Source organism: Sphingopyxis sp. Root154 (assembly GCF_001427105.1).
Taxonomy (GTDB): domain Bacteria; phylum Pseudomonadota; class Alphaproteobacteria; order Sphingomonadales; family Sphingomonadaceae; genus Sphingopyxis.
Window position 1 is genome coordinate 227,633 of sequence record NZ_LMGI01000001.1, and the last position, 25,932, is coordinate 253,564.

The 25,932-nt window shown below is 64.2% G+C and carries 27 protein-coding genes; 18 read left to right on the forward strand and 9 right to left on the reverse strand.

All coding sequences use genetic code 11. The annotated features are described in order from the left end of the window. Positions 1-4: 4 nt before the first annotated feature. Positions 5-1,339, reverse strand: a complete 1,335-nt coding sequence (locus ASD73_RS00985; protein ID WP_082521274.1) for a spinster family MFS transporter — start codon at positions 1,337-1,339, stop codon at positions 5-7. A gap of 190 nt (positions 1,340-1,529) precedes the next feature. Here ASD73_RS00985 and ASD73_RS00990 point away from each other — a divergent pair, with 190 nt between their 5' ends. From ASD73_RS00990 to ASD73_RS01000, 3 genes are read left to right on the forward strand one after another with little or no spacing between them, the layout of a single operon-like run. Further along, positions 1,530-3,083 carry an AMP-binding protein gene (locus ASD73_RS00990; RefSeq protein ID WP_200934853.1) on the forward strand — a complete coding sequence of 518 codons (1,554 nt, stop codon included), beginning with the start codon at positions 1,530-1,532 and terminating at the stop codon, positions 3,081-3,083. 48 nt (positions 3,084-3,131) lie between these two features. Continuing rightward, positions 3,132-4,286, forward strand: coding sequence for a M20 aminoacylase family protein (locus tag ASD73_RS00995; RefSeq protein WP_200934881.1), 1,155 nt, complete (start codon positions 3,132-3,134; stop codon positions 4,284-4,286). Continuing rightward, on the forward strand, positions 4,283-5,050 hold the full coding sequence (locus ASD73_RS01000; RefSeq protein ID WP_056369925.1) for an alpha/beta fold hydrolase: 768 nt from the start codon (positions 4,283-4,285) through the stop codon (positions 5,048-5,050). Before ASD73_RS00995 ends, ASD73_RS01000 begins: the two co-directional genes overlap by 4 nt. Positions 5,051-5,540: 490 nt before the next feature. Here the strand turns inward: ASD73_RS01000 and ASD73_RS01005 are convergent, their stop codons facing one another. The 4 genes from ASD73_RS01005 to ASD73_RS01015 all read right to left on the reverse strand — a co-directional run bounded on the left by ASD73_RS01005 (position 5,541) and on the right by ASD73_RS01015 (position 7,945). Then, the gene (locus ASD73_RS01005; RefSeq protein WP_327196906.1) at positions 5,541-6,077 is read right to left on the reverse strand and encodes an isochorismatase family protein; all 537 of its coding nucleotides are present in this window, start codon (positions 6,075-6,077) and stop codon (positions 5,541-5,543) included. Next, positions 5,999-6,235 (reverse strand): hypothetical protein, encoded by a 237-nt coding sequence (locus ASD73_RS23105; RefSeq protein ID WP_235534044.1) that lies wholly within the window; start codon positions 6,233-6,235, stop codon positions 5,999-6,001. The genes ASD73_RS01005 and ASD73_RS23105 overlap by 79 nt, the downstream gene beginning before the upstream one ends. Positions 6,236-6,297: 62 nt before the next feature. Next, entirely contained in the window at positions 6,298-6,939 is a 642-nt protein-coding gene (locus ASD73_RS01010; protein ID WP_056369924.1) for a hydrolase, read from the reverse strand. Between the two features lie 139 nt (positions 6,940-7,078). After that, on the reverse strand, positions 7,079-7,945 hold the full coding sequence (locus tag ASD73_RS01015; protein ID WP_056369921.1) for a pirin family protein: 867 nt from the start codon (positions 7,943-7,945) through the stop codon (positions 7,079-7,081). 111 nt (positions 7,946-8,056) lie between these two features. Here ASD73_RS01015 and ASD73_RS01020 point away from each other — a divergent pair, with 111 nt between their 5' ends. Both ASD73_RS01020 and ASD73_RS22645 read left to right on the forward strand, forming a co-directional pair. After that, complete coding sequence (locus ASD73_RS01020) at positions 8,057-8,980, forward strand: LysR substrate-binding domain-containing protein (RefSeq protein ID WP_056369919.1); 924 nt, start codon at positions 8,057-8,059, stop codon at positions 8,978-8,980. 41 nt (positions 8,981-9,021) lie between these two features. Continuing rightward, positions 9,022-9,231: a hypothetical protein gene (locus ASD73_RS22645; protein WP_156377244.1), complete on the forward strand. Its 210-nt coding sequence runs from the start codon at positions 9,022-9,024 to the stop codon at positions 9,229-9,231. Here the strand turns inward: ASD73_RS22645 and ASD73_RS01025 are convergent. The 3 genes from ASD73_RS01025 to ASD73_RS01035 form a co-directional block, all read right to left on the reverse strand. Further along, a complete protein-coding gene (locus tag ASD73_RS01025; protein ID WP_056369916.1) occupies positions 9,204-9,875 on the reverse strand; it encodes a hypothetical protein in 672 nt (223 codons plus the stop codon). The two genes, ASD73_RS22645 and ASD73_RS01025, sit on opposite strands and share 28 nt — an antisense overlap. Positions 9,876-9,962: 87 nt before the next feature. Continuing rightward, the gene (locus ASD73_RS01030) at positions 9,963-10,994 is read right to left on the reverse strand and encodes an NADP-dependent oxidoreductase (protein ID WP_082521275.1); all 1,032 of its coding nucleotides are present in this window, start codon (positions 10,992-10,994) and stop codon (positions 9,963-9,965) included. Positions 10,995-11,133: 139 nt separating this feature from the next. Continuing rightward, positions 11,134-11,898, reverse strand: a complete 765-nt coding sequence (locus tag ASD73_RS01035) for an SDR family oxidoreductase (protein WP_200934854.1) — start codon at positions 11,896-11,898, stop codon at positions 11,134-11,136. A gap of 151 nt (positions 11,899-12,049) precedes the next feature. Between ASD73_RS01035 and ASD73_RS01040 the strand changes: the two genes are divergently transcribed. The 13 genes from ASD73_RS01040 to ASD73_RS01100 are packed head-to-tail and all read left to right on the forward strand — an operon-like array spanning position 12,050 to position 24,133. Next, a complete protein-coding gene (locus ASD73_RS01040) occupies positions 12,050-12,925 on the forward strand; it encodes a CoA transferase subunit A (RefSeq protein ID WP_056369909.1) in 876 nt (291 codons plus the stop codon). Between the two features lie 10 nt (positions 12,926-12,935). After that, positions 12,936-13,736 carry a CoA-transferase subunit beta gene (locus ASD73_RS01045; protein WP_056369908.1) on the forward strand — a complete coding sequence of 267 codons (801 nt, stop codon included), beginning with the start codon at positions 12,936-12,938 and terminating at the stop codon, positions 13,734-13,736. A gap of 2 nt (positions 13,737-13,738) precedes the next feature. Beyond that, the gene (locus ASD73_RS01050) at positions 13,739-14,635 is read left to right on the forward strand and encodes an enoyl-CoA hydratase (RefSeq protein ID WP_056369906.1); all 897 of its coding nucleotides are present in this window, start codon (positions 13,739-13,741) and stop codon (positions 14,633-14,635) included. A 4-nt stretch (positions 14,636-14,639) separates the two neighbouring features. Next, positions 14,640-15,707: an NAD(P)H-dependent flavin oxidoreductase gene (locus tag ASD73_RS01055; RefSeq protein ID WP_056369904.1), complete on the forward strand. Its 1,068-nt coding sequence runs from the start codon at positions 14,640-14,642 to the stop codon at positions 15,705-15,707. 4 nt (positions 15,708-15,711) lie between these two features. Next, positions 15,712-16,461 carry an enoyl-CoA hydratase family protein gene (locus tag ASD73_RS01060; protein ID WP_056370477.1) on the forward strand — a complete coding sequence of 250 codons (750 nt, stop codon included), beginning with the start codon at positions 15,712-15,714 and terminating at the stop codon, positions 16,459-16,461. Continuing rightward, positions 16,461-17,624, forward strand: coding sequence for an acyl-CoA dehydrogenase family protein (locus tag ASD73_RS01065; protein WP_056369902.1), 1,164 nt, complete (start codon positions 16,461-16,463; stop codon positions 17,622-17,624). The genes ASD73_RS01060 and ASD73_RS01065 overlap by 1 nt, the downstream gene beginning before the upstream one ends. Further along, on the forward strand, positions 17,624-18,556 hold the full coding sequence (locus ASD73_RS01070; RefSeq protein WP_056369900.1) for an acyl-CoA dehydrogenase family protein: 933 nt from the start codon (positions 17,624-17,626) through the stop codon (positions 18,554-18,556). Before ASD73_RS01065 ends, ASD73_RS01070 begins: the two co-directional genes overlap by 1 nt. A 9-nt stretch (positions 18,557-18,565) precedes the next feature. Then, positions 18,566-19,717 carry an acetyl-CoA C-acetyltransferase gene (locus ASD73_RS01075; RefSeq protein WP_056369898.1) on the forward strand — a complete coding sequence of 384 codons (1,152 nt, stop codon included), beginning with the start codon at positions 18,566-18,568 and terminating at the stop codon, positions 19,715-19,717. Further along, positions 19,717-20,622 (forward strand): SDR family oxidoreductase, encoded by a 906-nt coding sequence (locus ASD73_RS01080; protein ID WP_056369896.1) that lies wholly within the window; start codon positions 19,717-19,719, stop codon positions 20,620-20,622. The genes ASD73_RS01075 and ASD73_RS01080 overlap by 1 nt, the downstream gene beginning before the upstream one ends. Position 20,623: 1 nt before the next feature. Next, positions 20,624-21,700, forward strand: a complete 1,077-nt coding sequence (locus tag ASD73_RS01085) for an acyl-CoA dehydrogenase family protein (RefSeq protein ID WP_056369894.1) — start codon at positions 20,624-20,626, stop codon at positions 21,698-21,700. Then, positions 21,697-22,878: an acyl-CoA dehydrogenase family protein gene (locus ASD73_RS01090; RefSeq protein ID WP_056369892.1), complete on the forward strand. Its 1,182-nt coding sequence runs from the start codon at positions 21,697-21,699 to the stop codon at positions 22,876-22,878. The genes ASD73_RS01085 and ASD73_RS01090 overlap by 4 nt, the downstream gene beginning before the upstream one ends. 11 nt (positions 22,879-22,889) lie before the next feature. Continuing rightward, positions 22,890-23,672 (forward strand): SDR family oxidoreductase, encoded by a 783-nt coding sequence (locus ASD73_RS01095; RefSeq protein WP_235534046.1) that lies wholly within the window; start codon positions 22,890-22,892, stop codon positions 23,670-23,672. Next, positions 23,669-24,133 carry a MaoC family dehydratase gene (locus ASD73_RS01100; RefSeq protein ID WP_056369889.1) on the forward strand — a complete coding sequence of 155 codons (465 nt, stop codon included), beginning with the start codon at positions 23,669-23,671 and terminating at the stop codon, positions 24,131-24,133. The genes ASD73_RS01095 and ASD73_RS01100 overlap by 4 nt, the downstream gene beginning before the upstream one ends. 60 nt (positions 24,134-24,193) lie before the next feature. Here the strand turns inward: ASD73_RS01100 and ASD73_RS01105 are convergent, their stop codons facing one another. Then, positions 24,194-25,744 (reverse strand): FadD3 family acyl-CoA ligase, encoded by a 1,551-nt coding sequence (locus ASD73_RS01105; RefSeq protein ID WP_235534049.1) that lies wholly within the window; start codon positions 25,742-25,744, stop codon positions 24,194-24,196. Positions 25,745-25,932 lie beyond the last annotated feature (188 nt).

The window sequence follows — 25,932 nt, forward strand, 5'->3', positions numbered from 1 at the left end:
TGACTTAATCAGCGGCCGTGTCGGCCTCGAATATGGGGAGCCTCACCGCGTCATAGCGACGGATGGAACTCAGCCACATCACCGGCACCAGAATGAGCGCTGGCAGTGAGGCCAACATCATGGCCGTAACGATGTGCGCGGGCTCGTCGCCCATCCGATCGATGAGCAAACCGACAGTCAACGGACCGGCGGACGTCCCCAGCAGGCTGATGATGAACAGCATGAGTGTCGTTCCCTGCCCCCGCATTCGATTTGGAAACAGGTCCTGCATCATGATCGTTCCGGTGCTCGACGAGAACGGACCGGCTGTCACGAGCACGGCAAGGCACGTCCAGGCTTGCCATGGCGCTTCAGCAAACGGGAGCAACAGCATGGGCGGGATCGCAATCATCGATCCGATCGCGGCGACCCGAAACTTGGCGGCCGGCGTACCACGAAGCGTCCAGCGGTCGCATAGCTGGACCCCGACAAAAGCGCCCAATATGCCCCCTATGGCGAGCATGAAGCCCATCTGCGTGCCGACGGCCGCTATCGACAGATCAAACCTTCGGATGAAATAGGTCGGCATCCACGCGTGTATGCCATAGGACCAGAAGGCCATTGCCGCCTGAGCGACATAGACGGCCAGAAACAGGCGCCAATGGCGCTTGAGATAAGGCACAATGCGTTCCGGCTCCAGACTCTCTGTCAGTGCGACGCCTTTGCGGGTCGGTTCCGGCATCAAGCGCACCAGGACTGCGATCAAAAGGCCAGGTGCCCCGATGAGCACGAACACCAGCCGCCACGAGCCGATGCCGGCGATGGTCCACCCTTCGCGCTCGACCATCTCGAACACGATCCCGCCGACGATCATCGAAGCCCCGAGGCCAACGAATGCGCCCAGCATGTAAACGAACAATGCGCGGCTGCGGTATGCGGGGCGGAAGCAATCGGCCAGAATCGAGCAGGCCGCGGGCGCAAGACACGCTTCTCCGGTGCCGACGACCACGCGCGCCAGGAAAAGCCATGTGAAGTCCGGCGCCAGTCCGCACGCGATGGTGGCGAGGCTCCAAACCGCCACGCCGATCGCCAGAATCGTTCGTCGGTTGTGTCGATCGATCAGGCGGCCAATGAACAGCCCTGCCGTTGCAAAAAGGAACACGAACGCGAAGCCATACAGCAGGCTGACCTGCGTGTTGCTCAGATTCAGGTCGGCCCGGATCGGCACGACCAGCAAGGAGATGATCTGGCGGTCGAGAAAGCCGAACAACCCGGCAAGAAATATCGTGCCGATGATGTAGTTGCGTTGCGCAGGTCCGGGATAAACGACCCCGGTATTCGTCGGCACCATGACTGTCATCCCGCTCCTGCTCCCCTGTTCGTTCTATAATGGAGAAACATTGGTGCCGCCCTCAAGTCCCCAAGTTGGGGGGGGGGCACCACCCCCGGAGCCGCGGCCTGGCTGGCCCACACCCCCCCACTATTGGGGAATGGGCCGTCACAACGCGCTGCGCTAAGAGAGACTCTCCACAGGTTGCACGGGGACATCAGTGCCAAACTTCGACAAAGAAATAACCGGAATCGTTGCTGGCGAGCGTCATGTGGATCACCCGCGCCTGGCCAGCATGGTTCGGCGCGCGGCATGCGGGTTCGAACGGCTCGGCGTCAAGCCCGGAGAAACCGTCGCCCTGTTGTTACGGAACGATATTCCATTCTTTGTCGCGACCATGGGTGCACAGGGAGCCGATGCCTATCCCGTTCCCGTGAACTGGCACGGTACCGCCGAGGATGTGGGCTACATCCTGCGGGATTGTAATGCCCGCGTCCTTGTTGCCCACGCGGACCTTCTTGCGAAGCTGGGCGGAAACGTGCCGACGGGCTGCGCGGTGCTGTCGGTTGAAACCCCCGCCGAAATCATGGACATCTTTGGTTTGTCAGCGCAGGCCTGTGCCGTCGCCGAAGGCGACGTGAACTGGGATCACTGGCTCGAAGCGCAATCGGAACGCGTCGATCTCGCCAACAGCCTGCGCGGCAGCATTGTTTACACCTCCGGCACAACGGGTCGTCCCAAGGGGGTCGTTCGCGCGCCTGCCGCGGAGGAAGCGCGCGAACGGATGTTCGGTATCGTCGACGAAATCATGGGGGTTCCGCAAGGGGCGCCAATCCGGTCGGTCGCGACCGGGCCGCTCTATCACCCGGCTCCCAATTTTGCCGGCATGCGTGCGGCACAGCCAGGGTCGTTGATGGTGCTGCAGCCCAAATTCGATGAACAGGCCCTCCTTGAGATGATCGAGCGCTACGCCATCACGCATCTCAACATGGTCCCGACCATGTTCATCCGCTTGCTGCGTCTCGACCAGAAGCTGCGCGGTCAATTCGATCTGACATCGCTTAGGCGCGTGACCCACGCCGCGGCGCCCTGCCCGATCGAAGTGAAGCACCAGATGATCGATTGGTGGGGGCCGGTGATCCACGAATTCTATGGCGGTACCGAGACCGGAACCGTGACCATCCACGGGAGCGACGAAGCGCTGGCGAAGCCGGGCACGGTTGGCCGTCCGCTCAAGAATTGCATCGTCAAGATATTGGATGACAACGGTCAAGAACTCCCGCCAAATCAGGAAGGCGAGGTGTTTTGCCGCAACTACAACCTCCCGGATTTCAGCTATATCGGCATGCCTGACAAACGAGCCGAAGTGCAGCGCGGTGACCTTATTACGGTTGGCGATATTGGATATCTCGATGATGATGGCTATTTGTTTCTGCGTGACCGCAAGCGAGACATGGTTATCTCGGGCGGTGTGAATATCTATCCCGCCGAAATCGAACAGGCATTGGTCACCATGCCGGGCGTCAAGGACTGCGCGGTGTTCGGCATTCCCGCCGAGGAGTTCGGCGAATCCCTCTGTGCGCATGTCGAACTCCTCGAAGGCGCGACGTGCACCCCCGAAGAAATTTCGGACTGGTTGCGCGACCGATTGGGCAGCCTGCGCACACCGAAATTGATCAAGATCGCGTCCGACCTGCCGCGCGAGGACAGCGGAAAAATAATGAAGAAGAGCATCCGCGCGACGTATTGGGCCGCGACCGGGCGCAGCATTTGAGGAGCGAGCATGCCCGTTCGAGACAATATTACGGCACTCGCCGGAGAAATGCGCGATTGGCGCCATCATCTCCATGCCCATCCGGAAACCGCCTATGAAGAATATGCGACGGCCGACTTCATCGCTGCGAAGTTGGGCGAGTGGGGGATCGCCGTTTCACGCGGGCTTGCGGGCACGGGCGTAATCGGCACGTTGCGCGTTGGCGAAAGCGGCCGCGCCATCGGCCTTCGCGCCGACATGGACGCGCTTCATCTCGACGAAAGCAACCGGTTCACGCACACGTCGCGCACGGCTGGCAAGATGCATGCCTGCGGCCATGACGGACATATGGCGATGCTGCTGGGCGCAGCAAGCCATCTTGCGCAGACCCGCAACTTCGACGGCACCGTATATTTCATCTTTCAGCCCGCTGAAGAGAATGAAGCGGGTGCCCGGCGAATGACGGAGGAAGGGCTGTTCGAGCTGTTTCCGATGGACGCTGTGTTCGGCATGCACAATTTTCCGATGATCCCGGAGGGTCAGATCGTCGTACGGCCAGGCCCGATGATGGCCTCCGCCGACTTCTTCGAGGTCAAAGTGACCGGCAGGGGCGCGCATGGTGCATGGCCCCATACCGGGATCGACGCCATTTCGATCGCCAGCGAGATCGTGCTCGCTTTCAATCAGATCGTGGCGCGTACGATCGACCCGCTGGAGTCGGCCGTGGTCAGCGTCACGATGTTCAATGCCGGCCATAGCACCAACGTATTGCCCGAAACCGCCACCATTGCAGGCTCGACGCGCACGTTCAGTCTCGCCGTGCAGGATCATCTCGAACAGCGAATGCGACAGCTGTGCGAAGGTATCGCAGCTGCGCATGGCGCAACGGTCACGTTCGAATATGACCGCCGCTACCCGCCGACGCTCAATCATCCGGCAGAGACCGAATTCGCGGCCGCCGCGGCGGAGCGCATCGTCGGTCCCGATAACGTGCTGCGGAACGAGCGCCCGGTGATGGGATCGGAGGACTTTGCATGGATGCTGCTGCGCAAGGCCGGCAGCTATGTCTGGATCGGAAATGGTCCGGAGCATCAAGGTGGATGCATGCTGCATAACCCCGGATATGACTTCAACGACCGTATCCTGCCGATCGGCGCCAGCTATTGGGTGGAACTGGCGGAAAGCTGGCTATCGACCGAACGAAAAGATGGAGATACGCAATGACGATCATCGGCCACGACGTTGTCGGCGAGGGTCCGATCCGCATCATCCTTCTTCATGACTGGATTTCCGATACGACCAGCTGGGACATGTGCCGGCCGTTGCTGGACGGGGAACGATTCAGCTGGGCGTTTGTCGACTTGCGCGGTTACGGGCGCTCCCGGGCGATCCCCGGCGAGCACACGGTAACGGAAGCTGCCGCAGATGTGATGATTGTCGCGGATACGCTGGGCTGGACGAAGTTCGCCGTGGTCGGGCACTCGATGAGTAGCCTGATCGCGCTGCATCTCGGGCAAATCTTTCCCGAGCGCATCAGCCGGATCGTGGTGGCGGCACCACCGCCGCCCGCCGGGCTGGGCGTGGACGAGCCAACGTTCGACTATCTCGAAAGCGTTGCGCTGGGCGATCACGCGCAGCGAATAGCGGGTTTCGAGGCGATGTGGGGCGATCGGCTGTCGCAGCAATGGAAAATCTTCAAGGAAGCGCGATGGCGCGAGACGGCAGACCCTCAAGCGGCCGCCGGCTTTGTGGAGATGTTCGCGCGGCAGGGGTTGCCCGATCGACAGCGGCCGGTCAGCGTTCCGGTTCTCGCGCTGACGGGAGAGTGTGATGCCGAGATTATGCGGGCACAAGCAGTCCGCGAGTCACTGGCGCCGCTTTGCCCGGATTTGCTGATTGAGAAAATTGCTGAGGCTGGGCACTACCCCATGCAAGAAGCACCTCCTCTAACTTACACGCTGATCGAGCGGTTCTTGGCCTCGGGCTAGCATTCGCGCTCGTGGCTGCTGACAGGGTCATCGGCGATTCTTTCAGATCAGCGTCGTCCACGATCCAATCTCGCTACTTCTACACCGCGGTGACCCTCAGTAGCTGCAAGATGGCGCATACGCGAGCAAGACAAGGGATCGTCCATCGGCCACGGAATGACCGCTTTCCGGCAAAGGAAATTACGGCTCGCGAGACACTCCGGCTAGTCCGGCTGTGCGATCCGTTCCAACGCTTGCGTCACATAAGGCCTGCCCGGTCGCGATCATTTCGAGGCGCTGGCGGAGTTAGGCCTTTCCATTGCGATAGTTGGCGCCGCGTTCGCGCAGAAGGGCCGGACCTTGCCTCCATGCCAGCGCGGCGGGGGAAATGCAGACCGTCATCGCTGCCGGTAGCCACCTTTCAATGCTGACTTCTGGCCGGAAGAACAATGCTGCTTCGAAACACCGAAGCCTGCGAAACAGGCCGCCCGGCTAACCGAATTCAGGTCAACTAGCTACGCTGCGAATCCAACGCCTCATGTTCCGTGATGACGTGCTGTGCCTTGGCGTAGCTTTCGATGAGCAACTGATAGGGCGGAAAAATCTTCGTATAGATCTCGGCCCATTTCTCCGCATCGTCGCGGTGCCAGCTCTTCTGGATTTCCGAGGCGACCGCAGCGGTGTCCATCGGCACGACGCCGGCCTGGACGACCCGTGCGAGCGTGATTTCCTGTGCCATCTTCGAATAGGTTCCCGATGCATCGACGACGGCGAACACCTTGTAGCCGTCATGCACCGCACTGATCGACGGGAAGGCCATGCAGACGCTGGTGATCGTGCCCGCGATGATCAGGGTGCTCCGGCCCGTTGCCTTCACCGCCGCGACGAAATCAGCATTGTCCCACGCGTTAATTTCGCCCCTGCGCGCGACATATTGCGCGTGCGGAGCATTGGCGTGGATTTCGGGGATCAACGGGCCGTTCGGCCCCTGCGGCACCGACGCGGTCGTGATGACCGGAATATTGGCAAGCGTTGCGATCGAGGCCAGCGCGCCAGCGCGTGCGCGCCAGCGCGTGCGCGCAGCTCGGTCATCGGCATGTCGCCGACGGTCTGGAACAGGCCGCTCTGATGGTCGATCAGCAACATCACCGCGTCATCGGGATCGATCACGGGACGGGCTCCGTCGAAGTTGGCGGGGGTAGACATCGTCATTCTCCTTGAGGGGTTCCGCCGGGCGGCGTGCGCCGCGCCCGGCGGAGATATTCGGGTCAGTCGACCTTGTCGTAGGAAAACTGGATTCCGGCGGTGCCGCCCGTCTCGATGAACAGGTTCATGAAGGCGGGAACGGTCTCGCTGCGTTTCCAGTCGCGCTGCAATTCGCAGAACAGCTGCGGGACCGAGATCATCTTGCCGCCTGCCTGCTCGATCCGCCGCAGCGCGGCCTCGTGCGCGGCGAGCGAGGTGCCGCCCACGGCATCGACCGGGACATAGACCTCATAACCTTCGGCAAGCGCATCGAGCGCGGGAAAGGTCAGGCAAGCCTCGGTCCAGAGTGCCGTCATGATCAGCTTCTTGCGCCCGGTGGCTTCGACCGCTTTCCGGAATTCGACATCTTCCCAGCTATTGATCGTCGTGCGGTCATAGGTCGGGTAGTTGCCGAGAACCTTGCGGACCTGCGGCACCGGCGGCTTGTTGAGGCCGGTTTCGACATTCACCGTCGAATGGACGACCGGCAGGTCGTAAGCGACCGCCGCCCGCGCGCAACCGGCGATGTTGTTCAGCAGCAACTGCCGATCCATCGAGGCGATCGAATTCACCTGCACCGGTTGATAGTCGATGATGATGAAGGCGGAATTCTGCGGGGTCAGCAGATGGTCGGCCTTCGGATCGCGGATCGCTTCGCTTGTCATGGGTCTTCTCCTGCATTCGGGCGCGCCGAAGGGCCGGCAGGCAACTGCCGTCGCGGCGGGGCACGCGGGTCCACCGTCAATTCGTCGAGGGGAGAGTGGACCCGGCTCCCGGGAGGTGGGGGAAGGAGCCGGGTCCGCGTCAGGCTGCGACTGGCGCGAGCCTGCCGTTGTTGAAATCGTCGATAGCCTGCCGGATCTCGGCCTCGCTGTTCATCACGAAAGGTCCGTAGCCGACAATCGGTTCGTCGATCGGCTCGCCGGTCAGCACGAGGATCGTCGCGTCGCCGTCGGCGTGGACCGGGATCGATCCCCCTTCCCGGCTCAGCAGGACCATCTCGGCCTCACCTACTTCCTCGGCTGCACCCACGGTGACATGACCGGCAAGCACCACCAGCATCGCGGTGTGGCCTTCGGGCAGCTCGAGCGTCACATCGGCGTCGCGGTTCAGCCGGACGTCCCAGGCGTTGATCGGGGTGAAGGTCCGCGCCGGACCTTTTACGCCGAGCATCTCGCCCGCGATCACCCGGCCGAGACCCGCGCCGTTGGGCAGCTCGACGGTCGGGATGTCCGCCGCCGTGATACCTTGATAGCCGCCGGGCGCCATCTTGTCCTTCGCGGGCAGGTTGACCCACAGCTGAACCATCCGGAACGGGCCGCCCGTCTTGCCGAATGCCGGGGAATGATATTCCTCGTGCAGAATCCCGCCTGCCGCCGTCATCCACTGGACGTCGCCGGGGCCGATGATACCGCCGTTTCCGGCCGAATCCTTGTGTTCGACCTCGCCGTCATAGACGATCGTCACCGTTTCGAACCCGCGGTGCGGATGCTGGCCGACACCACGTCGATCGGTGGTCGGCGCGAAATTATAGGGGCCGGCATAGTCGAGCAGCAGGAACGGGCTGACCCGGTCGCCAAGGCTGTTGTACGAAAAGAGCGAGCGGACCGGAAAGCCGTCCCCCACCCAATGCTGGTTGGGATTGCTGTAGGTGCCAAGGATCGTCTTCATCTTGCATCTCCTGCGCCTCCACTGGGAGGCATCTGTTGAAATGCACAATAATCATTCACCAAATATGCCGAAAGATTGCGAAAATGGACTCAGAGTCCTACTGATAGGACAATGCAGGACCTCAACGACCTCTATCTCTTTGTACAGGCCGTCGATCATGGGGGTTTCGCCGCGGCCGCGCGTGCGCTGGGCTTGCAGAAGTCGAAGGTGAGCCGTCGCATCGGCTTGCTCGAAGATCGACTGGGCGTGCGCTTGATACAGCGTTCGACGCGGCGCTTTTCGGTGACGGAGATCGGTCAGGAATATTACCGCCGCTGCGTCGCCATGCTCATCGAGGCCGAAGGCGCACAAACCGTCATCGACCAGTCGCGCGCCGAGCCATGCGGCGTCGTGCGGCTCAGCTGCCCCACCGGCCTTCTTGCCTTCCAGTTCGGCGAACTGTTGGGGCGTTTCATGGCGCTCTATCCGGCAGTCGAACTCCACGTCGAAAGTACCAACCGCCGCATCGATGTCATCGGCGAAGGGTTCGACATTGCGATCCGTGTCCGACCACCGCCGCTCACCGAGAGCGAGCTTGTCATGCGACGTTTCGACGAGCGCACGATCCGGATCGTCGCCAGCCCCGATTTGTTGAAGCAACGGGCCATCACCCTGCCCGGCGATCTCGCGGGCCTGCCCAGCCTTGATTTTGGGCCCGCGGGCGGCGAGCATCGCTGGCGCCTGACCCATGTCGACGGCAGCGTCGCAGAGGTGCGCCATACGCCACGGCTGGTCACCGATGATATGGCGGTGCTGCGCGACGCCGCGCTTGCCGGGGCCGGGGCTGCGCGCCTGCCAACCCTTGTCGTTTGGAGCGATTTGCAGGCAGGGCGCCTGGAGACGGTGCTGCCCGATTGGAAACCGTCGAACGAAATCGTCCATGCCGTTTTTCCATCCCGGCGCGGGCTCCTCCCTTCGGTGCGGGCGCTTCTGGATTTCCTCGCGGACGAATGTGCTGCGCAGCGGCGGCGGGTGCCGGAATCCAGCGATGACTGAGTTTTTGGCCCGTTGCTGCCAGTCAGCTTTCAGGAGCGCCGATGAGTAGCAGCCCGACCGAGACGATCGGGCTCAGCATTTTTGGCCTTTCCGGTTCTGGCGAGGCCGCGCGCGCTGGCGCCCGCATCGGCGACGTCGATCGCGGTATTGGCGACCGAATTGGCAACAGCGCCGCCGATTCCTGTACGGCCGGCCGTTCGTTGACTGTCGGCAGTTGTGAGCATCAGGAAGAGCCCTCCCCCAGCATGTAATCCGCCACGCTATACGAATGGCTGGCCTGATAGGCATTCCTGCCGCGATTCATGTGGGTCAGATTGAATCTCCGAACAGCGCGTAGCGCGCGGGGGGCCGTGAGGAAGTCGCGGATGGACGCGGAGCCTCGTATCTTGATGACGAAGATGTCCGGACCGCTCGGAACCGAATAGCGCAAGTCCTCGGGCGTCCGCACGCTCCCCTCGAGAAACACCTGGTCGATCATCTCCTGTGCGAACGACCCATTGGTCGTGAAATCCGAAAGGTGAATAATGAACCTTGCGCGGAGATCGTCGCCGTCGGCGTAGAGAGTGAACAGTTCCATCCAGCTCGCGTTGACGCGGACCAATGGCTTGTCCGACGTCGATGGCAGGCAGGAAGCCGACCAGTAAGTGCGCTCCGTCGCGCGAGGCAAGGGCATGCAAGTCTGGCCATATAGCTCGAGAATCTCAAACAGCTCGGACGCCTGCGGTCGACGAAGCAGCTTCTGGAAGCGGTGCGCATATTTCATCCGCTGCTCGATCGAATCCTGCCGCTCTTCGGCGTCGGCCAATTCCACCCTGCCCTCCAGCCACTCCTGCTGCTGCTCGAGATCCAGAAATTTGCGCGGCCCCTTTGCGCTCTGGCTAGACTTTTTGTTCATGCCCCAAGAATGCGGCACGCGCGGCCAATCATCAATAGCGTCCGCCGTTTGTACACCGTTACGGAGGCCCGCGCCGGTAATCCAAGCCTACTCCGCCCCGTCGATCCGCAGCAATTGCTTGCCCTGATTTGAGCCGTTGAACAGCCGCAAGAATGTTTGTGGAATAGCGTCGAAACCGTGCTGGATGTCGGTACGATAGCGGATTCGGTTGCTGCGGACCCATTGCCTGAGTTCCACCATCGCAGAGGGCACGCGATCCAGGTGGTCCAGCAGGATAAAGCCACGCATCTCGGCGCGCTGCGGAATCAGCCGCACCAGATTACGCGGCCCGACAGCGGCGTGCGTGTCGTTATAGCCCGAAATCGCGCCGCACAGCACGATCCGGCCGAAGCGCGCGATATGCGCGATTCCCGCTTCGAGCGTGGCGCCGCCCACATTGTCGAAGAACAGGTCGATTCCCTCTGGCGCGAGCGCTCCGAGCCGCGCCCGCACATCTTCAGCGCGATAATCGATCGCGGCGTCGGCACCGTAATCCTCTATCAACCAGCGGCATTTTTCGGCGCCCCCGGCTATTCCGATCACGCGCGCACCAGCGAGCCGCGCGATCTGGATGGCGACCGATCCGACCGCACCCGCCGCGCCGGAAACGAGCACGCAATCCCCCGCGCGGAGTCGGCCGACATCGTACATGCCGACATAGGCGGTGAGGCTCGCTGCGCCGAATATACCCAACGCCTCTTCGGGCGCCGTATCTTCGGTAATGGGGACCGGATCGGGGTCCCCTGCCCGAGCCGCCACAGCATAGTCCTGCCATCCGAACAGCCCGCGCACCATCGAGCCCTCGGGATAGGCCGGGTTGGCCGACGCGATCACACGCGCTGCCGCGCTGCCGCGCACGGGCTCGTCGATCATGATGGGGGGCAGATAGCTTGGGACATCGTCCATCCACCCGCGCTGCGCGGGATCGAAGCCGAGCATGAGGTTGCGGACGAGAATTTCGCCCACGGCCAGATCGGCGCGCGGCATGGGCGCATCGCGCCGAGCAAAATCATCCACGCTTACCGGCCCCCTGGGGCGCCGCGCGAGCAGCCATTGGCGATTGACGGTCTCTGCAGGCATGACGGCACTCCGGTATGGCAGTGGAAGACGGCATCATTATCGCAACCGTCCGGCGCCTTCGCCAAGTCGCCATTGTCCTGCACCGCGCACGGAATGTTTTCGAAGGTCGCTCACCCTGTGCGGCTCGTCCTTCGCGAGGTCAGCCCATCTGGGCAAGGCTCAGAAAGATCGGCCGTTCGCCACCGCCATGCGCGGCGATCCTTGCACCGCTGATATAGGCCGCGTCCGCCGACGCCAGAAAACTGACGACGCCTGCGATATCGGGCCCGCGCGCCATCCGGCCAAGCGGCAGCATCGCATCGATACGTTTCATCCCCGCCTCCCCGCCATAATGATCGGCCGCAGCCTCGGTGGCGACCAGCCCGACGACGATCGCATTCACACGCACCTTTGGTCCCCATTCCATCGCAAGCGATTCGGTGAGGCTCAACAGCCCCGCCTTGGCCGCGCCATAAACCGCCGTTCCCGGCGACGGCCGCGTACCCGAGACGCTGGCGATATTGACGATGCTTCCGCCATCCTCCTGCGCCTGCATGATGCGGTTAGCGGCCTGCGCGACATGCAGCGGCGCGAGCAGGTTGAGCGCGAGGACGCGTTCCGAAAAACGCGGCGAAGCGGAGGCCGCATCGGCTTCGGGGGAGCCCCCGGCATTGTTCACGGCGAGGTCAAGTCGGCCGTGGCGTTCGAAAATGCGGTCCACCATCGCCTGAACCTCGTCCGCCGAACGCACATCGCACGCCTCGAACTCCGTCACCGCGCCATGATGGCGCGGAAGGTCGTCGGGGGCATTGCGGCCGCAGATCACGACGCGCATGCCCTCTTCCAGCAGCCGCTCCGCGATTGCGCGGCCGATACCGCGGCTGCCGCCGGTCACGAGCGCCACGCGCTGTTTCTCGTCCGCCATGTCGATCTCCATTTCTCGTCCGCCTCTCTCTTATCGGGCGGCGCGAAAGTCTCTCTCCATATGGTGGTATCGGCCGAACGGCCAGCGCGCCTATCCATCTTGCAACATCGCGGGCGCCTTTGTGTCCGGCGCCTGTGGGCTGGAGAGTGGATTGAACAAGCAACTGACCGTCGAGCAGTTCGTCGCCTCGCTGAAGAGCGGGATGACGATCGGGATTGGAGGCTGGGGCCCGCGCCGCAAGCCGATGGCGCTGGTCCGCGCGATCCTGCGTTCGGACCTGACCGACCTGACGATCGTCACCTATGGCGGCCCTGATGTCGGCATGCTGTGTGCCGCGGGCAAGGTGAAGAAGCTGATCTTCGGCTTCGTCTCGATGGATGCAATCCCGCTCGAGCCCTATTTCCGCAAGGCGCGTGAGGCGGGCACGCTCGACATTCTGGAACTCGACGAAGGCATGCTCCAATGGGGCTTGAAGGCTGCGGCGTTCCGCTTGCCCTTCCTCCCCACCCATGTCGGCATCGGCACCGACGTGATGACACACGGAGGGTTCAAGACCGTCCAGTCGCCTTATGACGATGGCGAGGTCGTGCTGGCGATGCCGCCGCTCAAACTCGATGCCGCGCTGCTCCACGTCCATCGTGCCGACAAGCTCGGCAATATCCAGGCGCTCGGCCCCGACACCTATTATGACGAATGGTTCGCGCGCGCCGCGGACCGGACCTTCGTTTCGGCCGAGGAGGTCGTCGACCGGATGGACCATAGCTATCCCGAAGATGCCCGCGCCAACATCGTCGAGCGCTGTTTCATCCACGGCGTGGTCGAGGCGCCGCTCGGCGCGCATCCGACCTCGATGCCGCCTTCGTACGGCTGGGATATGAAACATCTCAAAGCCTATGCCGCAAGCGCACGCGAGGACGGCGGCTGGGACTCCTGGCTCGCCGGCACCGTCGGTGCTGACGAGGCGGGTTATCTCGATCGCGCCGGCGGCAAGGACGCCATCGCCGCCCTCCCCCTTCCGATTTTCTGAGGCGGACGACATGACAACCGCACCCGAATTCACCCTTTGCGAACAACTGATCGTCGCTGCGTCCGAAGCGTGGCGCGGCAATGGCGAACTCGTCGCGACCGGTATCGGCACCGCGCCGCGGCTTGCCGCCTCGCTGGCCAAGGTGACCCACACCCCTGAGCTGATGATGACCGATGGCGAGGCCTTTCTGGTCGAAGAGCCGGTACCGCTCGGCCCGCGTGGCTATGACGATCGCAAGGCGGCAGGCTATCTGCCCTTCTCGCGCTTCTTCGATGCCGCGGTGTGGTCGGGCAAGCGCCACGCGATGGTGACGCCGAGCCAGATCGACCGCTTCGGACAGACGAACATCTCCTATCTCGGCGGCACCTATGATCAGCCGAAGGTGCAGATGCTCGGCGCGCGCGGCTTTCCGGGCAACTCGATCTATCACATCAACTCGATGTTCGTCCCCGCCCATTCGAAGCGCGTCTTCGTCGAAGGCGAGGTCGATATGGTTTCGAGCGTGGGTTATAATCCGGCGCGGCGCCTCGCGGGCGCAAATTTCGACCGCGTCGATCTGCGGCTGATCGTCACCGATCTTTGCGTGATGGACTTCGGCGGCGCAGATCACGAGATCCGCGTCATCATGCTTCATCCGGGCGTGCGCTTCGATCAGGCGCAGGATGCAACAGGCTTTGCGCTGACCGCCGCGCCCGAGATCCGGGAGACCCCCGCTCCCACTGTCGAGCAACTCGCGATCATCGCGCGGTTCGATCCGCACAATCTGCGGGCGAGCGTGATCAAGGACAATCCTGCAGGCAAGAGGAACTGAGCATGACCGACATCGTCCCGCGCCAGCCGCAACAGCCGGTGTATGAAACCGACACGCCCGTCCGCTACGAAGTCGATGGTCCCGTCGCGTGGATCATCATGGACCGGCCGCAGTTCAACAACGCGCAGAACAGCCAGATGACTTACGCGCTCGACGCCGCTTTCCAGCGTGCGACCGACGACGATGCGATCAAGGTCATCGTGCTGAGCGGCGACGGCAAGCATTTCAGCGCCGGGCACGACATCGGCACGCCGGGGCGCGACCATCTGGTGCCCTTCGACCGCAAGCTGATGTTCGGCGATCACACCACCCGGCCCGGCGCCGAATTGCTTTATACCCGCGAGCAGGAAGTTTACCTCGGGATGTGCCGCCGCTGGCGGGACATCCCCAAGCCGACGATCGCGATGGTACAGGGCGCGTGCATCGCCGGCGGGCTGATGCTGGCGTGGGTTTGCGACCTGATCGTCGCCAGCGACGATGCTTTCTTTCAGGACCCCGTCAACCGCATGGGCATCCCGGGGGTCGAATATTTCGCCCATGGCTTCGAACTGCCGCCGCGCATCGCCAAGGGCTTCCTGCTGCTCGGCGAACGGATGCCCGCCGCGCGCGCATATCAATTCGGCATGGTCAACGAAATAGTCCCGCGCGCCGAACTCAAGGACAAGGTGTCGGCGATGGCGCAGGAACTCGCGACCCGTCCGCGGCTTGGCAATTGGCTGACCAAGCAGGCGCTCAACCATGTCGAGGATCTGCGCGGCAAGCGCACCGCGATGGATGCGGTCTTCCACATGCACCATTTCGCCCATGCGCAGAATGATCTGGTCAGCGGCAATTCGCTCGGCGGGCTCGACGGCGCGGCGATGGCCAAGGCGAACAAGAAAGCCGCGGGCGAGGGCTGATTCCGTGACCGACGCGCTGACCACCCCGCTGACCCAGGCATTGGGATGCCGCCTGCCGGTGATCCAGACCGCGATGGGCTGGATCGCGACGCCTGAGCTGGTCGCGGCGTCGAGCAATGCCGGCGCATTCGGTTTTCTCGCCGGGGCGGTGATGAAGCCTGCCGAACTCGGCGAAGCGATCGCGCGGCTGCGCGACCTGACCCCGCACCGCTTCGGGGTCAATTTCCACAGCTTTCAGCCCGGCGCGGCCGAGATTGTCGATCTGATCGTCGCGAACAGCGACCGCGTCGGCGCGGTCAGTTTCGGGCGGGGGCCCGATGCGAAAATGATCGGCCGGTTCAAGGACGCCGGTATTCTGTGCATCCCCACCGTCGGCGCGGTCAAACATGCCGAGAAAATGGTTCAGCTGGGGTGCGAGATGATCACCGTGCAGGGCGGTGAAGGCGGCGGGCATACCGGCGCGGTCGCGACGACGGTGCTGTTGCCGCAGGTTCTCGACGCGGTTGACGTTCCGGTCGTCGCGGCGGGCGGCTTTGCCGACGGGCGCGGGCTCGCGGCGGCGTTGGCCTATGGCGCGGCGGGTATCGCGATGGGAACGCGCTTCCTGATGACCAGCGACAGCCCGATCCCCGAGAGTTCCAAATCGGCCTATGTCCGCGCCGGTACCGGCGACATTGTCGTGTCGACCAAGATCGACGGCATCCCGCAGCGGATGATCCTGACCCCCGCGATGCAACGCATCGAGGCATCGGGGAAGCTCGCGATGTGGAAACGCGCGATCGAGGCGGGGCTTGCGATGAAGCGCCAGACCGGCGCCAGCTTCGGCGAACTGCTGCGCGCCGCGCGCGGCATGACCAGCCACGGCAATCTGTCGCTGCCGCAAGCGATGATGGCGGCCGCCGCGCCGATGCTGATCCAGAAAGCGGTCGTGGACGGCGACACCGACAACGGCCTGCTCGCGACCGGGCTTGTCGGCGGGCGCCTCGGGGATTTGCCGAGCTGTGCCGATCTTCTCTCTTCGATTGAAAAGGATGCGCGCGCCCGCCTGGCCGCGCTGCGAGGACTGGACTAAACCCATGCCGATACATTGCACCATCAAGGACCGGATCGCCGAAATCGTCTTCGACGTCCCGCCGGTCAACGCGTTCGACAGCGAAACATGGATGGCGATCCCCGCGATCGTCACCGCGGCGGCGAGCAATCCCGAGGTCAATTGCGTGCTGATCCGCGCCGAGGGCAAGGGCTTTTGCGGCGGGGTCGATATCAAGGAGATGCAGGCGCATCCCGAACGTATCACTCTCCTCAATCGCGGCAATTACCTGACCTTCAAGGCGATCCGCAACGCCGAGGTGCCGGTGATCAGCGCCGTCCATAAATTCGTCATCGGCGGCGGCATCGGTATTTGCGGCGCCAGCGACAGCATCATCGCAGCAGACGACGCCTATTTCTCGCTGCCCGAGGTCGATCGCGGCGCGATGGGCGGGGCTTCGCACCTTTCACGCATGTTGCCGCTGCACAAGGTGCGCGCGGCCTTCTTCACCGGCGGCACGATTCCCGCCGAGGACGCGTGGCGGCTGGGCGCGATCGAGAAGGTCGTGCCGCGGGCAGACCTCGAAAGCGAAGCGCGCGCGTTTTGCGCGGTGATCGCATCGAAATCGCGCAAGGCGCTGGTGATTGCCAAGGAGGCGCTGAACGGGCTCGAGGAACGCGACGTCGACCGCGGCTACCGCTGGGAACAGGGCTTCACGCTGGAAATGTATATGCACGAAGACAGCCAGAAATCGCGCGATGCCTTTGTCGAGACGGGCAAGGCGGCGGAATTCTGATGGACCTCGTCTATACCCCCGAACAACAGGATTTCCGCGCCGAGGTGCGTGCGTGGATGGACGCGCATGTGCCCAGGGAGCCGCTCGTGACGCTCGAATGCCGCGAAGGCTTCGACCAGCATGTGATCTGGGAACGTACGCTCGCGAGCGGAAACTGGGGCATGGTGACATGGCCCGAGGCCTATGGCGGGCGCGGGCTCGATTTGATCCAGTGGCTGATCTTCGAGGAAGAATATTTCCGCGCCGGCGGCCCCAATCGCGCCAACCAGAATGGCATCTTCCTGCTCGGCCCGACGATCATGGAATTCGGCACGCCCGAACAAAAAGCGCGCTTCCTGACCCCGATGGCGAAGGGCGAGACGATGTGGGCGCAGGCATGGTCCGAACCGGGCGCCGGGTCCGATATGGCGGCGATCGGCAGCAAGGCGGTGCGCGACGGCGATCATTATGTGATCAGCGGCCAGAAAACCTGGTCGAGCCGCGCGGCCTTCGCCGACTGGGGCTTCGGCATTTTCCGCACCGAAGAGGGCAGCAAGCGCCACAAGGGCTTAAGCTTCATCCTGTTCGATTTGAACAGCCCCGGCATCACCCGCCGCCCGATCCGCCAGCTCCACGGCGACACCGGCTTTGCCGAATTGTTCTTCGACGAGGTGCGCGTGCCGGTCGAAAACCGCATCGCGGGCGAAGGCGAAGGCTGGAAGGTCGCGATGGCGACCGCGGGTTTCGAACGCGGGCTGATGCTGCGCTCGCCCGGCCGGTTTCAGGCGACCGCGAAACGGCTGGTCGATCTGTATCGCAAGCATGAGGCCAAGGCGTCGCCCGCGGCGCGCGAGGCGGTGATGACCGCGTGGATGCAGGCGCAGGCTTATGCGTACAACACCTATACCGTCGCCGCGAAGATCATGGCGGGCGGGTCGATCGGGGCAGAGGCGAGCCTCAACAAGATTTTCTGGTCCGAACTCGACCGCGCGATGCACCGCACCGCGATGCAATTGCTGGGTGCGGCGGCTGAACTCCGCCGTTTCGACGATGGCCGGATGAACCAGTGGCTGGAGGGCTATATCTTCTCGCTATCGGGACCGATCTACGCCGGATCGAACGAAATTCAGCGCAATATCACCGCCGAACGATTGCTCGATTTGCCCAGAGTGGGAGCGGGCTGATGGAATTTCTGCTGAACGAAGACCAGCTCGCGCTGGCCGAAACCATCCGCGATTATCTGGCGGGCACCCACGGCCCCGACGTGCTGCGCAGACTCGATGCGGGCGACAATCGCGATCCCGTGATCTGGCAGGGGCTCGTTGACATGGGGCTCACCGGCCTGCTGGTTCCCGAGGAGTTCGGCGGGCTTGGCCTTGGCCTTGTCGATGCGACTTTGATCGCGCGCGAATGCGGGCGGGCTTGCCTCGCCGAACCGCTGGTCGACACCGCCTTCGTCGTGGTGCCGTGGTTGTTGGCTCAGGGCGAGACCGAGCAAATGGCCGCGATCGTCGCCGGGACCGCGAAGCCGTCGGTCGCGCATGCGATCAACCCGTGGGTCAGCGACGGCGAGGGCGCCGCGCTCGACAGCATCGACCCGCTGCGCAATCTGACGCGCCAAGCCAATGCGGCTTCGTCGGATCCGCTGCTGCTCGATCTCGGCGCACTGATGTCCGCCGCGCAGCTTGTCGGCCTCGCGGAAGCAATGCTCGACCAGTCGGCGGCCTATGCCAAAATCCGCACCCAGTTCGGCCAGCCGATCGGCGCGTTCCAAGCGGTGAAGCATCAACTCGCCACCGCCGCGGTCGCGATCGAATTTGCCAAGCCGGTGGTGTGGCGCGCGGCGCAGGCGCTGACCGATGGTCTGTCCAGCGCATCCGTCCACATCAGCCATGCCAAGGTCGCCGCGACCGACGCCGCGATCCAAATGGCCGAGACCGCGATCCAGGTCCATGGCGCGATGGGATATACTTATGAGGTCGACCTGCATTTCTGGATGAAGCGCAGTTGGGCGCTCGCCGGGGCGTGGGGCAGCCGCGCCTTCCACCTCAAACGCATCGACGACGCCGTGATCGGCGGGGGGCTGGCGATCGGCCCCGCACACACATTCGCATAAGGAAATCTGATGGCCGAAGCTTATATCATCGACGCGGTGCGCACGCCGATCGGGCGGAAGAAGGGCAGCCTCGCCGCCGTCCATCCCGCCGACCTTGGCGCGCATCCGATCAAGGCGCTGATTGCGCGCACCGGCATCGACGCGGGCGCGGTCGACGATGTCGTCTGGGGCTGCTGCGACACGATCGGGCCGCAGGCGGGCGACATTGGGCGCACCGTCTGGCTCGTCGCGGGGATGCCGCAGCATGTCCCCGGCACGACGGTCGATCGCCAGTGCGGATCGTCCCAGCAGGCGCTGCATTTCGCGGCGCAGGGCGTGATGAGCGGGACGCAGGATCTGGTCGTCGCGGGCGGATCGCAGGCGATGAACGCCATCCCGATCAGCGCCGCCATGTACGCCGGCGAACCCTATGGCTTCACCAATCCGTTCAACACGTCGCCCGGCTGGATCGCGCGCTATGGTGATGGTTTGCTCAACCAGATCAACTCGGCCGAAATGATCGCCGACAAATGGGGCATCAGCCGCGCCGAGATGGAGGAATTCGCCTTCGCCTCGCACCAACGCGCGCAGGCCGCGACCGATGCCGGCTGGTTCGCCAATGAAATCGCGCCGCTCGAGGGGCTGGCGCAGGACGAAACAATCCGCCCCGGAACGACGCGCGAAGGGTTGGCCGAGCTGCGGCTGATCCAGGAAGGCGGCAAGATCACCGCGGGCATCTCCAGCCAGAATTGCGATGGCGCCGCAGCGCTGCTGATCGCGTCTGAGGCGGCGGTGAAGGATCACAACCTCACTCCGCGGGCGCGCATCCACCATCTGTCGGTACGCGCCGACGATCCCGTGTGGATGCTCACAGCGCCGATCCCCGCGACGCAATATGCGCTGACGAAGGCAGGGATGACCGTCGCCGACATCGACCTGTTCGAATGCAATGAAGCGTTTGCCAGCATTCCGATGGCGTGGATGAAGGAACTCGGCATCCCGCATGAAAAGGTCAATGTCCACGGCGGCGCGATAGCGCTCGGCCATCCGCTCGGCGCGACCGGCGCACGGTTGATGACGACGATGCTCAATGCGCTTGAGCGTACCGGCGGTCGCTATGGTCTCCAGACCATGTGCGAAGGCGGCGGTCAGGCCAATGTCACGATAATCGAGAGGCTGTAATGACACTTTGCGAAGGGCGGACCGTCATCATCACCGGCGCGGCGCGCGGGCTGGGCAAGGCTTATGCGCTGGGCTTCGCGGCCGAGGGTGCCAATGTCGTGGTCAACGACATTGGCACATCGCTGGCGGGTGAAGGGCGCGACACGTCGGCGGCGGACGCCGTGGTTGCCGAGATCAACGCGGGCGGCGTCGGCAAGGCGATCGCCAATTATGAAGACGTCACCGACTGGGATGCCGCCAAGCGCATCGTCGATGCCGCGATTGCGGCGTTCGGCGACCTGCATGTCGTGGTGAACAATGCCGGAATCGTCCGCGACCGGATGTTCGTGTCAGCGACGCTCGACGAATGGGATTCGACGATGCACGTCCATCTGCGCGGCCATTTCTGTATTGCGCGGCATGCAGTCGATTATTGGCGCGGGCGGCAGAAACAAGGCCATGCGGTCGACGCGCGGATCATCAACACGACTTCGGGGGCGGGACTTCAAGGTTCCATCGCGCAGGCGGCTTATTCGACCGCGAAGGGTGGCATCGCCTCGCTCACGCTGGTTCAGGCGGCCGAGCTTGGCCGCTATGGCATCACCGCCAATGCGCTCGCGCCCTCGGCGCGGACGCGGATGACCGAACAGGCGTTCGCCGACAAGATGGCGACCGGGGGTGATGCCTTCGACGTCATGGACCCCGCCAATATCGCGCCGACGGTGGTGTGGCTGGGCAGCGCCGAAAGCGCGCATGTGACGGGCTGCGTCTTCGAACTCGAAGGCGGCAAGATCATGCTCGAGGACGGTTGGCGCGAAGGGCCGCAGGTCGGCAAGCAGGAAAAATGGGCGCCCGCCGATGTGGGCCGTGCGGTCGACGCCCTGCTTGGCGAACGGAGCGAACCGCGCCGGGTCTGGGGCAGCTAAGGTGCATTTCGCCTTCACCGACGAACAGGTGATGATCGCTGAAACGGCGAAGGCTTTCTTCGCGGAGAATGCGACGAGCGAGCGGACGCGCGCCGCGATGGCCGAGACCGGTGTCGACGGTGCATTGTGGCAAGCATTCACTGGCGACCTTGGGCTTGCCGGTGTCGCGATTCCGGAAGCGCTGGGCGGCGCAGGGCTCGGCATGGTCGAGCTTGCGGTCCTGGCCGAGGCGGCGGGGAGGCACACCGCGGCGCTGCCGCTGCTCGCCAGCCTCACGCTTGCCGCCCCGGCGATCCTCGCTGGCGGCACCGACGAGCAGAAGGCACGCCTCCTCCCCCGCCTCGCGTCGGGCGAACTGGTGGCGAGCTTCGCTACCGTAAACAGGGGCGAAACGCCCCGCGCGACGTTCAGCGACGGAAGGCTCACCGGTGCCGCGCTCCACGTACCGCACGGCGCAGGCGCCGACATCTTCGTGGTCGAAACCGACAATGGGGTCGCGATCATCGAGTGCGGCGCACCCGGGCTCCGCATCACCCCGCTCACCAGCATGGACCAGACGCGCCCCTATGCCCGGCTCGATTTCGGCGGCGCCCTCGCCGAGCCTCTCGCCAACCCCCGCGCCGCCGTGCACGCCGCGCTCACTACGGGATGGCTCGCCATCGCGGCCGATGCGCTGGGCGGCGCGCAAGCATGTCTCGACCGGACGGTCGCCTATGCGCAGGAACGTGTCCAGTTCGGTCGTTCGATTGGCAGTTTCCAGGCGGTCAAGCACCGGCTGGCGGACATGATGATCGCGATCGAGCAGGCGCGCTCGGCAGTTTATTGGGCCGCGTGCGCCATTGACGAAGGGTCGGACGAAGCGAAGTTCGCGGTCCACGCCGCCAAGGCCTTTGCCTGCGACACCTATAGCGATTGCGCGGGCGAGATGATCCAGCTTCACGGCGGCATCGGCTTCACCTGGGAGCATGACGCGCACCTCTTCTTCAAGCGCGCGCGCAGCAATGCGAGCTTGCTCGGCACCCCCGACTGGCACCGCGAACGGGTGGCCGCGCTGGCCGGATTGGACGAAGCGGCATGAAGCTGGGATTTTCTCCCGAAGAAGAGGCGTTTCGCGCCGAAGCCGCGGCATGGCTCGCGGCCGAGTTAAACGGCCCCTTCGCCGACGTGCGCGGACTGACCAGTCTGGTCGCCAGCCCCGATCGCCGCCGCGACTGGGAGCGCCGACTGGGCGAAGCGGGCTGGAGCTGCGTCGGCTGGCCCAAGGCCTATGGCGGCCGCGACGCGACGCTCGCCGAGCAGGTGATCTTTGCCGAGGAATATGCGCGCGCAGGCGCCCCGCCCCGGCTCAATCATATCGGTATCGAGCTTGCGGGACCCACCATCCTCGCTTTCGGCACCGAAGAACAGAAGGCGCGCTTCCTGCCCGCGATTGCGCGGGGCAAGGAAATCTGGTGCCAGGGATATTCGGAGCCGGGGGCCGGGTCCGACCTCGCCAATGTCCGCACCCGCGCATGGCGCGAGAGCGACGACTGGGTGATCGAAGGGCAGAAGGTCTGGACCAGCCTCGCGCAATTCTCGGACTGGATTTTCGTGATCGCGCGCACCGAGGAAGGGTCGAAGGGTCCCAAGGGGCTGTCCTTCCTGCTCGTCCCGGTCGACCAGAGCGGCGTCACCGTCCGGCCGATCCACCAGATCACCGGTGAAGCCGAGTTCAACGAAACCTTTTTCGACGGCGCGCGCACCAACACCGCCAACATCCTCGGCGCGCCGGGCGATGGCTGGACGGTCGCGATGGGGCTGCTCGGCTTCGAGCGCGGCGTCTCGACCCTCGCGCAGCAAATGGGCTTTCGCAACGAACTCGACGCGGTGATCGCCGCGGCGCGCGCCAATGGCGAAGCGAAAAACCCGCTGATCCGCCAGCGCATCGCCAAGGCCGAAATCGGCCTGAAACTTATGCGTTATGGCGCGCTGCGCATGCTCACCGATGCGGAGGGCGGCAGGCTCAACCCGTCGGCGCTCACTTACAAGATCCAGTGGGCAACATGGCGCCGCGATCTCGGCGAACTCGCGATGGACGTTCTGGGACAGGCGGGCGAGACCGTCGCGGGGCATGACTATGCCTTCCCCGCGCTTCCCAACCTGTTCCTCTACAGCCGCGCCGATACAATTTATGGCGGCACCAACGAGATTCAGCGCAACATCATCGCCGAGCGCGCGCTGGGGCTACCCCGCGAGCCGCGCGGCGACCTCAAATGAAGGAACGAAGCGTGGCACGACCCGCCCCCGAATATCCGACACCGACCGGCCTTTTGAAGGGCAAGACCATGCTAATCACCGCCGCCGCGGGCAGCGGCATCGGCGGCGCGGTCGCGCAGCGCGCGGCCGAGGAAGGCGCGACGCTCTTCCTCTCCGACATGCACGAACGCCGGCTGGGCGAGACTGCCGATCGGATCGAGGGATTGGGCTTCGCGCGCCCCGGCACACTCGTCTGCGACGTCACTAATGAAGAACAGGTGCAGGCGCTCGTCGCCGCGGCGATCGCGGGCATGGGCAGTATCGACATACTCATCAACAATGCCGGCCTCGGCGGCGCGGCTTCGGTGGTCGAGATGACCGACGACCAGTGGCACAAGGTGCTCGACGTCACGCTCACCAGCGTCTTCCGCATGACGCGCGCGATCCTGCCGCACATGTACGAGCGCCAGAAAGGCGCAATCGTCAACAACGCCTCGGTCCTCGGCTGGCGCGCGCAAAAGCTGCAGGCGCATTATGCCGCGGCCAAGGCGGGGGTGATGGCTTTCACGCGCTGTTCGGCGCTCGAAGCCGCCGAGCACGGCGTCCGCATCAACGCGGTTTCGCCCAGCCTCGCGATGCACGCTTCGCTTTCCAAGGTGACCCCGCCGGGGCTGCTCGAGGAGCTGACCGAGAAGGAGGCCTTCGGCCGCTATGCCGAGCCGTGGGAGGTCGCGAACGTCATGATGTTCCTCGCCAGCGACCTTTCTTCCTACATGACAGGCGAAGTGCTTGCGGTGTCGAGCCAGCAGGCATGAGCGCGCGGATTTTCAAAACGCCGATCGAGCTGCTCGCCGCGGTGGGTGAGAGCTTTACACCTACCGAGTGGGTCGCAATCGAGCAGGACCGCATCGACCTGTTCGCTGACGCCACCGACGATCACCAATGGATTCATGTCGATCCCGAGCGCGCGAAGGACGGCCCGTTCGGCGGCACGATCGCCCATGGTTATCTCACGATGAGCCTCGTCAACCGCTTCCTGCCCGAACTGATCGAGGTTCGCGGCGTTTCGATGGGGGTCAATGTCGGCACCGACAATCTGCGCTTCCTGAGCCCCGTCCGGGCCGGCAGCCGGATCCGGGGCAAGGGCGAACTGGTCAAGGCCGAGGAAGCGAAGGGCGGCATCCAGGCGGTCGTCCGCGTGACCGTGGAGATCGAGGGCGCCGAGAAGCCGGCTTGCGTTGTGGATACGATCAGCCGTTTTTATCCGGACGCGTGAACCGTCAGCTGTGGGGTGACGATTGACGGGGCAGAAACCGGTCGAACGCAGCCCAAACTGTTACTCTCGCAGCAGGAATTTCTGCACCTTGCCCGCGGCATTCATCGGCAGCTCGTCGACGATCACCACCTGACGTGGCACCTTGTAATTCGCCATATTCTCGCGGCACCAGGCGATAATCTCGTCGGCGGTGGCGCGAGTACCGGGGCGCAGAATGACATAGGCCTTGGGCACTTCGCCCAGCCGTTCGTCGGGTACGCCGACGACCGCCGACTGCATGACCGCCGGATTGGCCGCGAGCAGCCCTTCGATTTCGGCCGGATAGGCGTTGAAGCCGCCGACGATGAAGATGTCCTTGGCGCGGTCGGTGATCTTCACATTGCCGCTTGCGTCCTGCACCGCGATGTCGCCCGTGCGCAGCCAGCCTTCCCCGTCGATCGCCGCAGCGGTCGCCGCCGGGTCGTTGAAATAGCCCTGCATCACATTGGGTCCGCGCACGAGCAGTTCGCCCGCTTCGCCCGGCGTTACTATCTTGCCCGCCTCGTCGATGAGCTTGACCTCGATCCCGTCGAGCGGGCGGCCCGCGGTGTTGGCTATCGTCGCAGCATCGTCACCGGCCCCGCACATCGTCACGACGCCGCAAGTTTCGGTGAGGCCATAGGCGGTGAGCACGACATCGATGCCGAGCTTGCCGCGCATCTCCTCGATCAGGGTGACGGGCACCGAAGCCGCGCCGGTGATCGACACGCGCAGCGAAGAAATATCGTGGTCGCGATAAGGACCAGCAAGCAGGCTCTGGAAAATCGTCGGCGGCCCGGGGAGCAGGGTCACCCGTTCGCGCTCGATCCGTTCGAGGACCCTATCGGTCTGAAACACAGCGTGGGGTAGCACGGTCACGCCGCGCATCAGCGCGACCAGCCAGCCGGCCTTGTAGCCGAAGCTGTGGAAAAATGGATTGATGATCAGGAAACTGTCGCCCGGCCCGTATGTCAGCGTCTCGCCATAAGCGAGATACAGGCGGACATTTTGCCCATGCGTCGTCACGGCGCCCTTCGGATTGCCCGTGGTGCCCGAGGTGAAGAGGATGTCGCAGACCTGATCCTCGCCCAGCGCATCCATCCGCGCGCCGACCGCGGCATCGGAAAGGGCTGCGCCGCGATCGAGGAAGGTCTGCCAAGCCGTGCCACCCTTGTCGCCCTCCATCAGGACGATTCCGCGCAAATCGGGCAGATCCTCATCTGCGATCAATTCCGGATAGGTGGTGCCGAGAAAATCGGCGACGGTAAGCAGCAGCCTGGCACCGCTGGTGCGCAGGATGTAGCCCGCCTCGCGCCCCTTCAGCCGCGTGTTGAGCGGTACGATCGCCGCGCCCGCGGCCTGCGCACCGATGGCGGCAATGATCCAGAAGATCGCGTTGGGCGCCCAGATCGCGATACGGTCCCCCGCTACGATCCCCGCGGCGATAAAACCCTTGGCGGCGGCACGCACCAGCGGTTCGAGATCGCGATAGCGAACCTCGGTCCCGTCCTCGCCCCGGATCGCGACGGAATCGCCCTGCGTGCGTGCCGCGGCGAAGATTTTATGGGGTATCGTGAACTTGGCTTTAGCCACGGCAGATCGTCTCCTGCGCCGGGCATCCATGGACAAGCCGTCCATTCGCCCGATCGATGTGCTCCCCGCTGCGTTACGCGCGGGTGTGGCCGCGACAACCCCTATTCGGGGGGCGCGCGATTTGCGCACCGCCTCTTGCCGCTCGGGCCCGGACAGGTCATTGCCGGTTGGAGCCCGACTCCCCATAA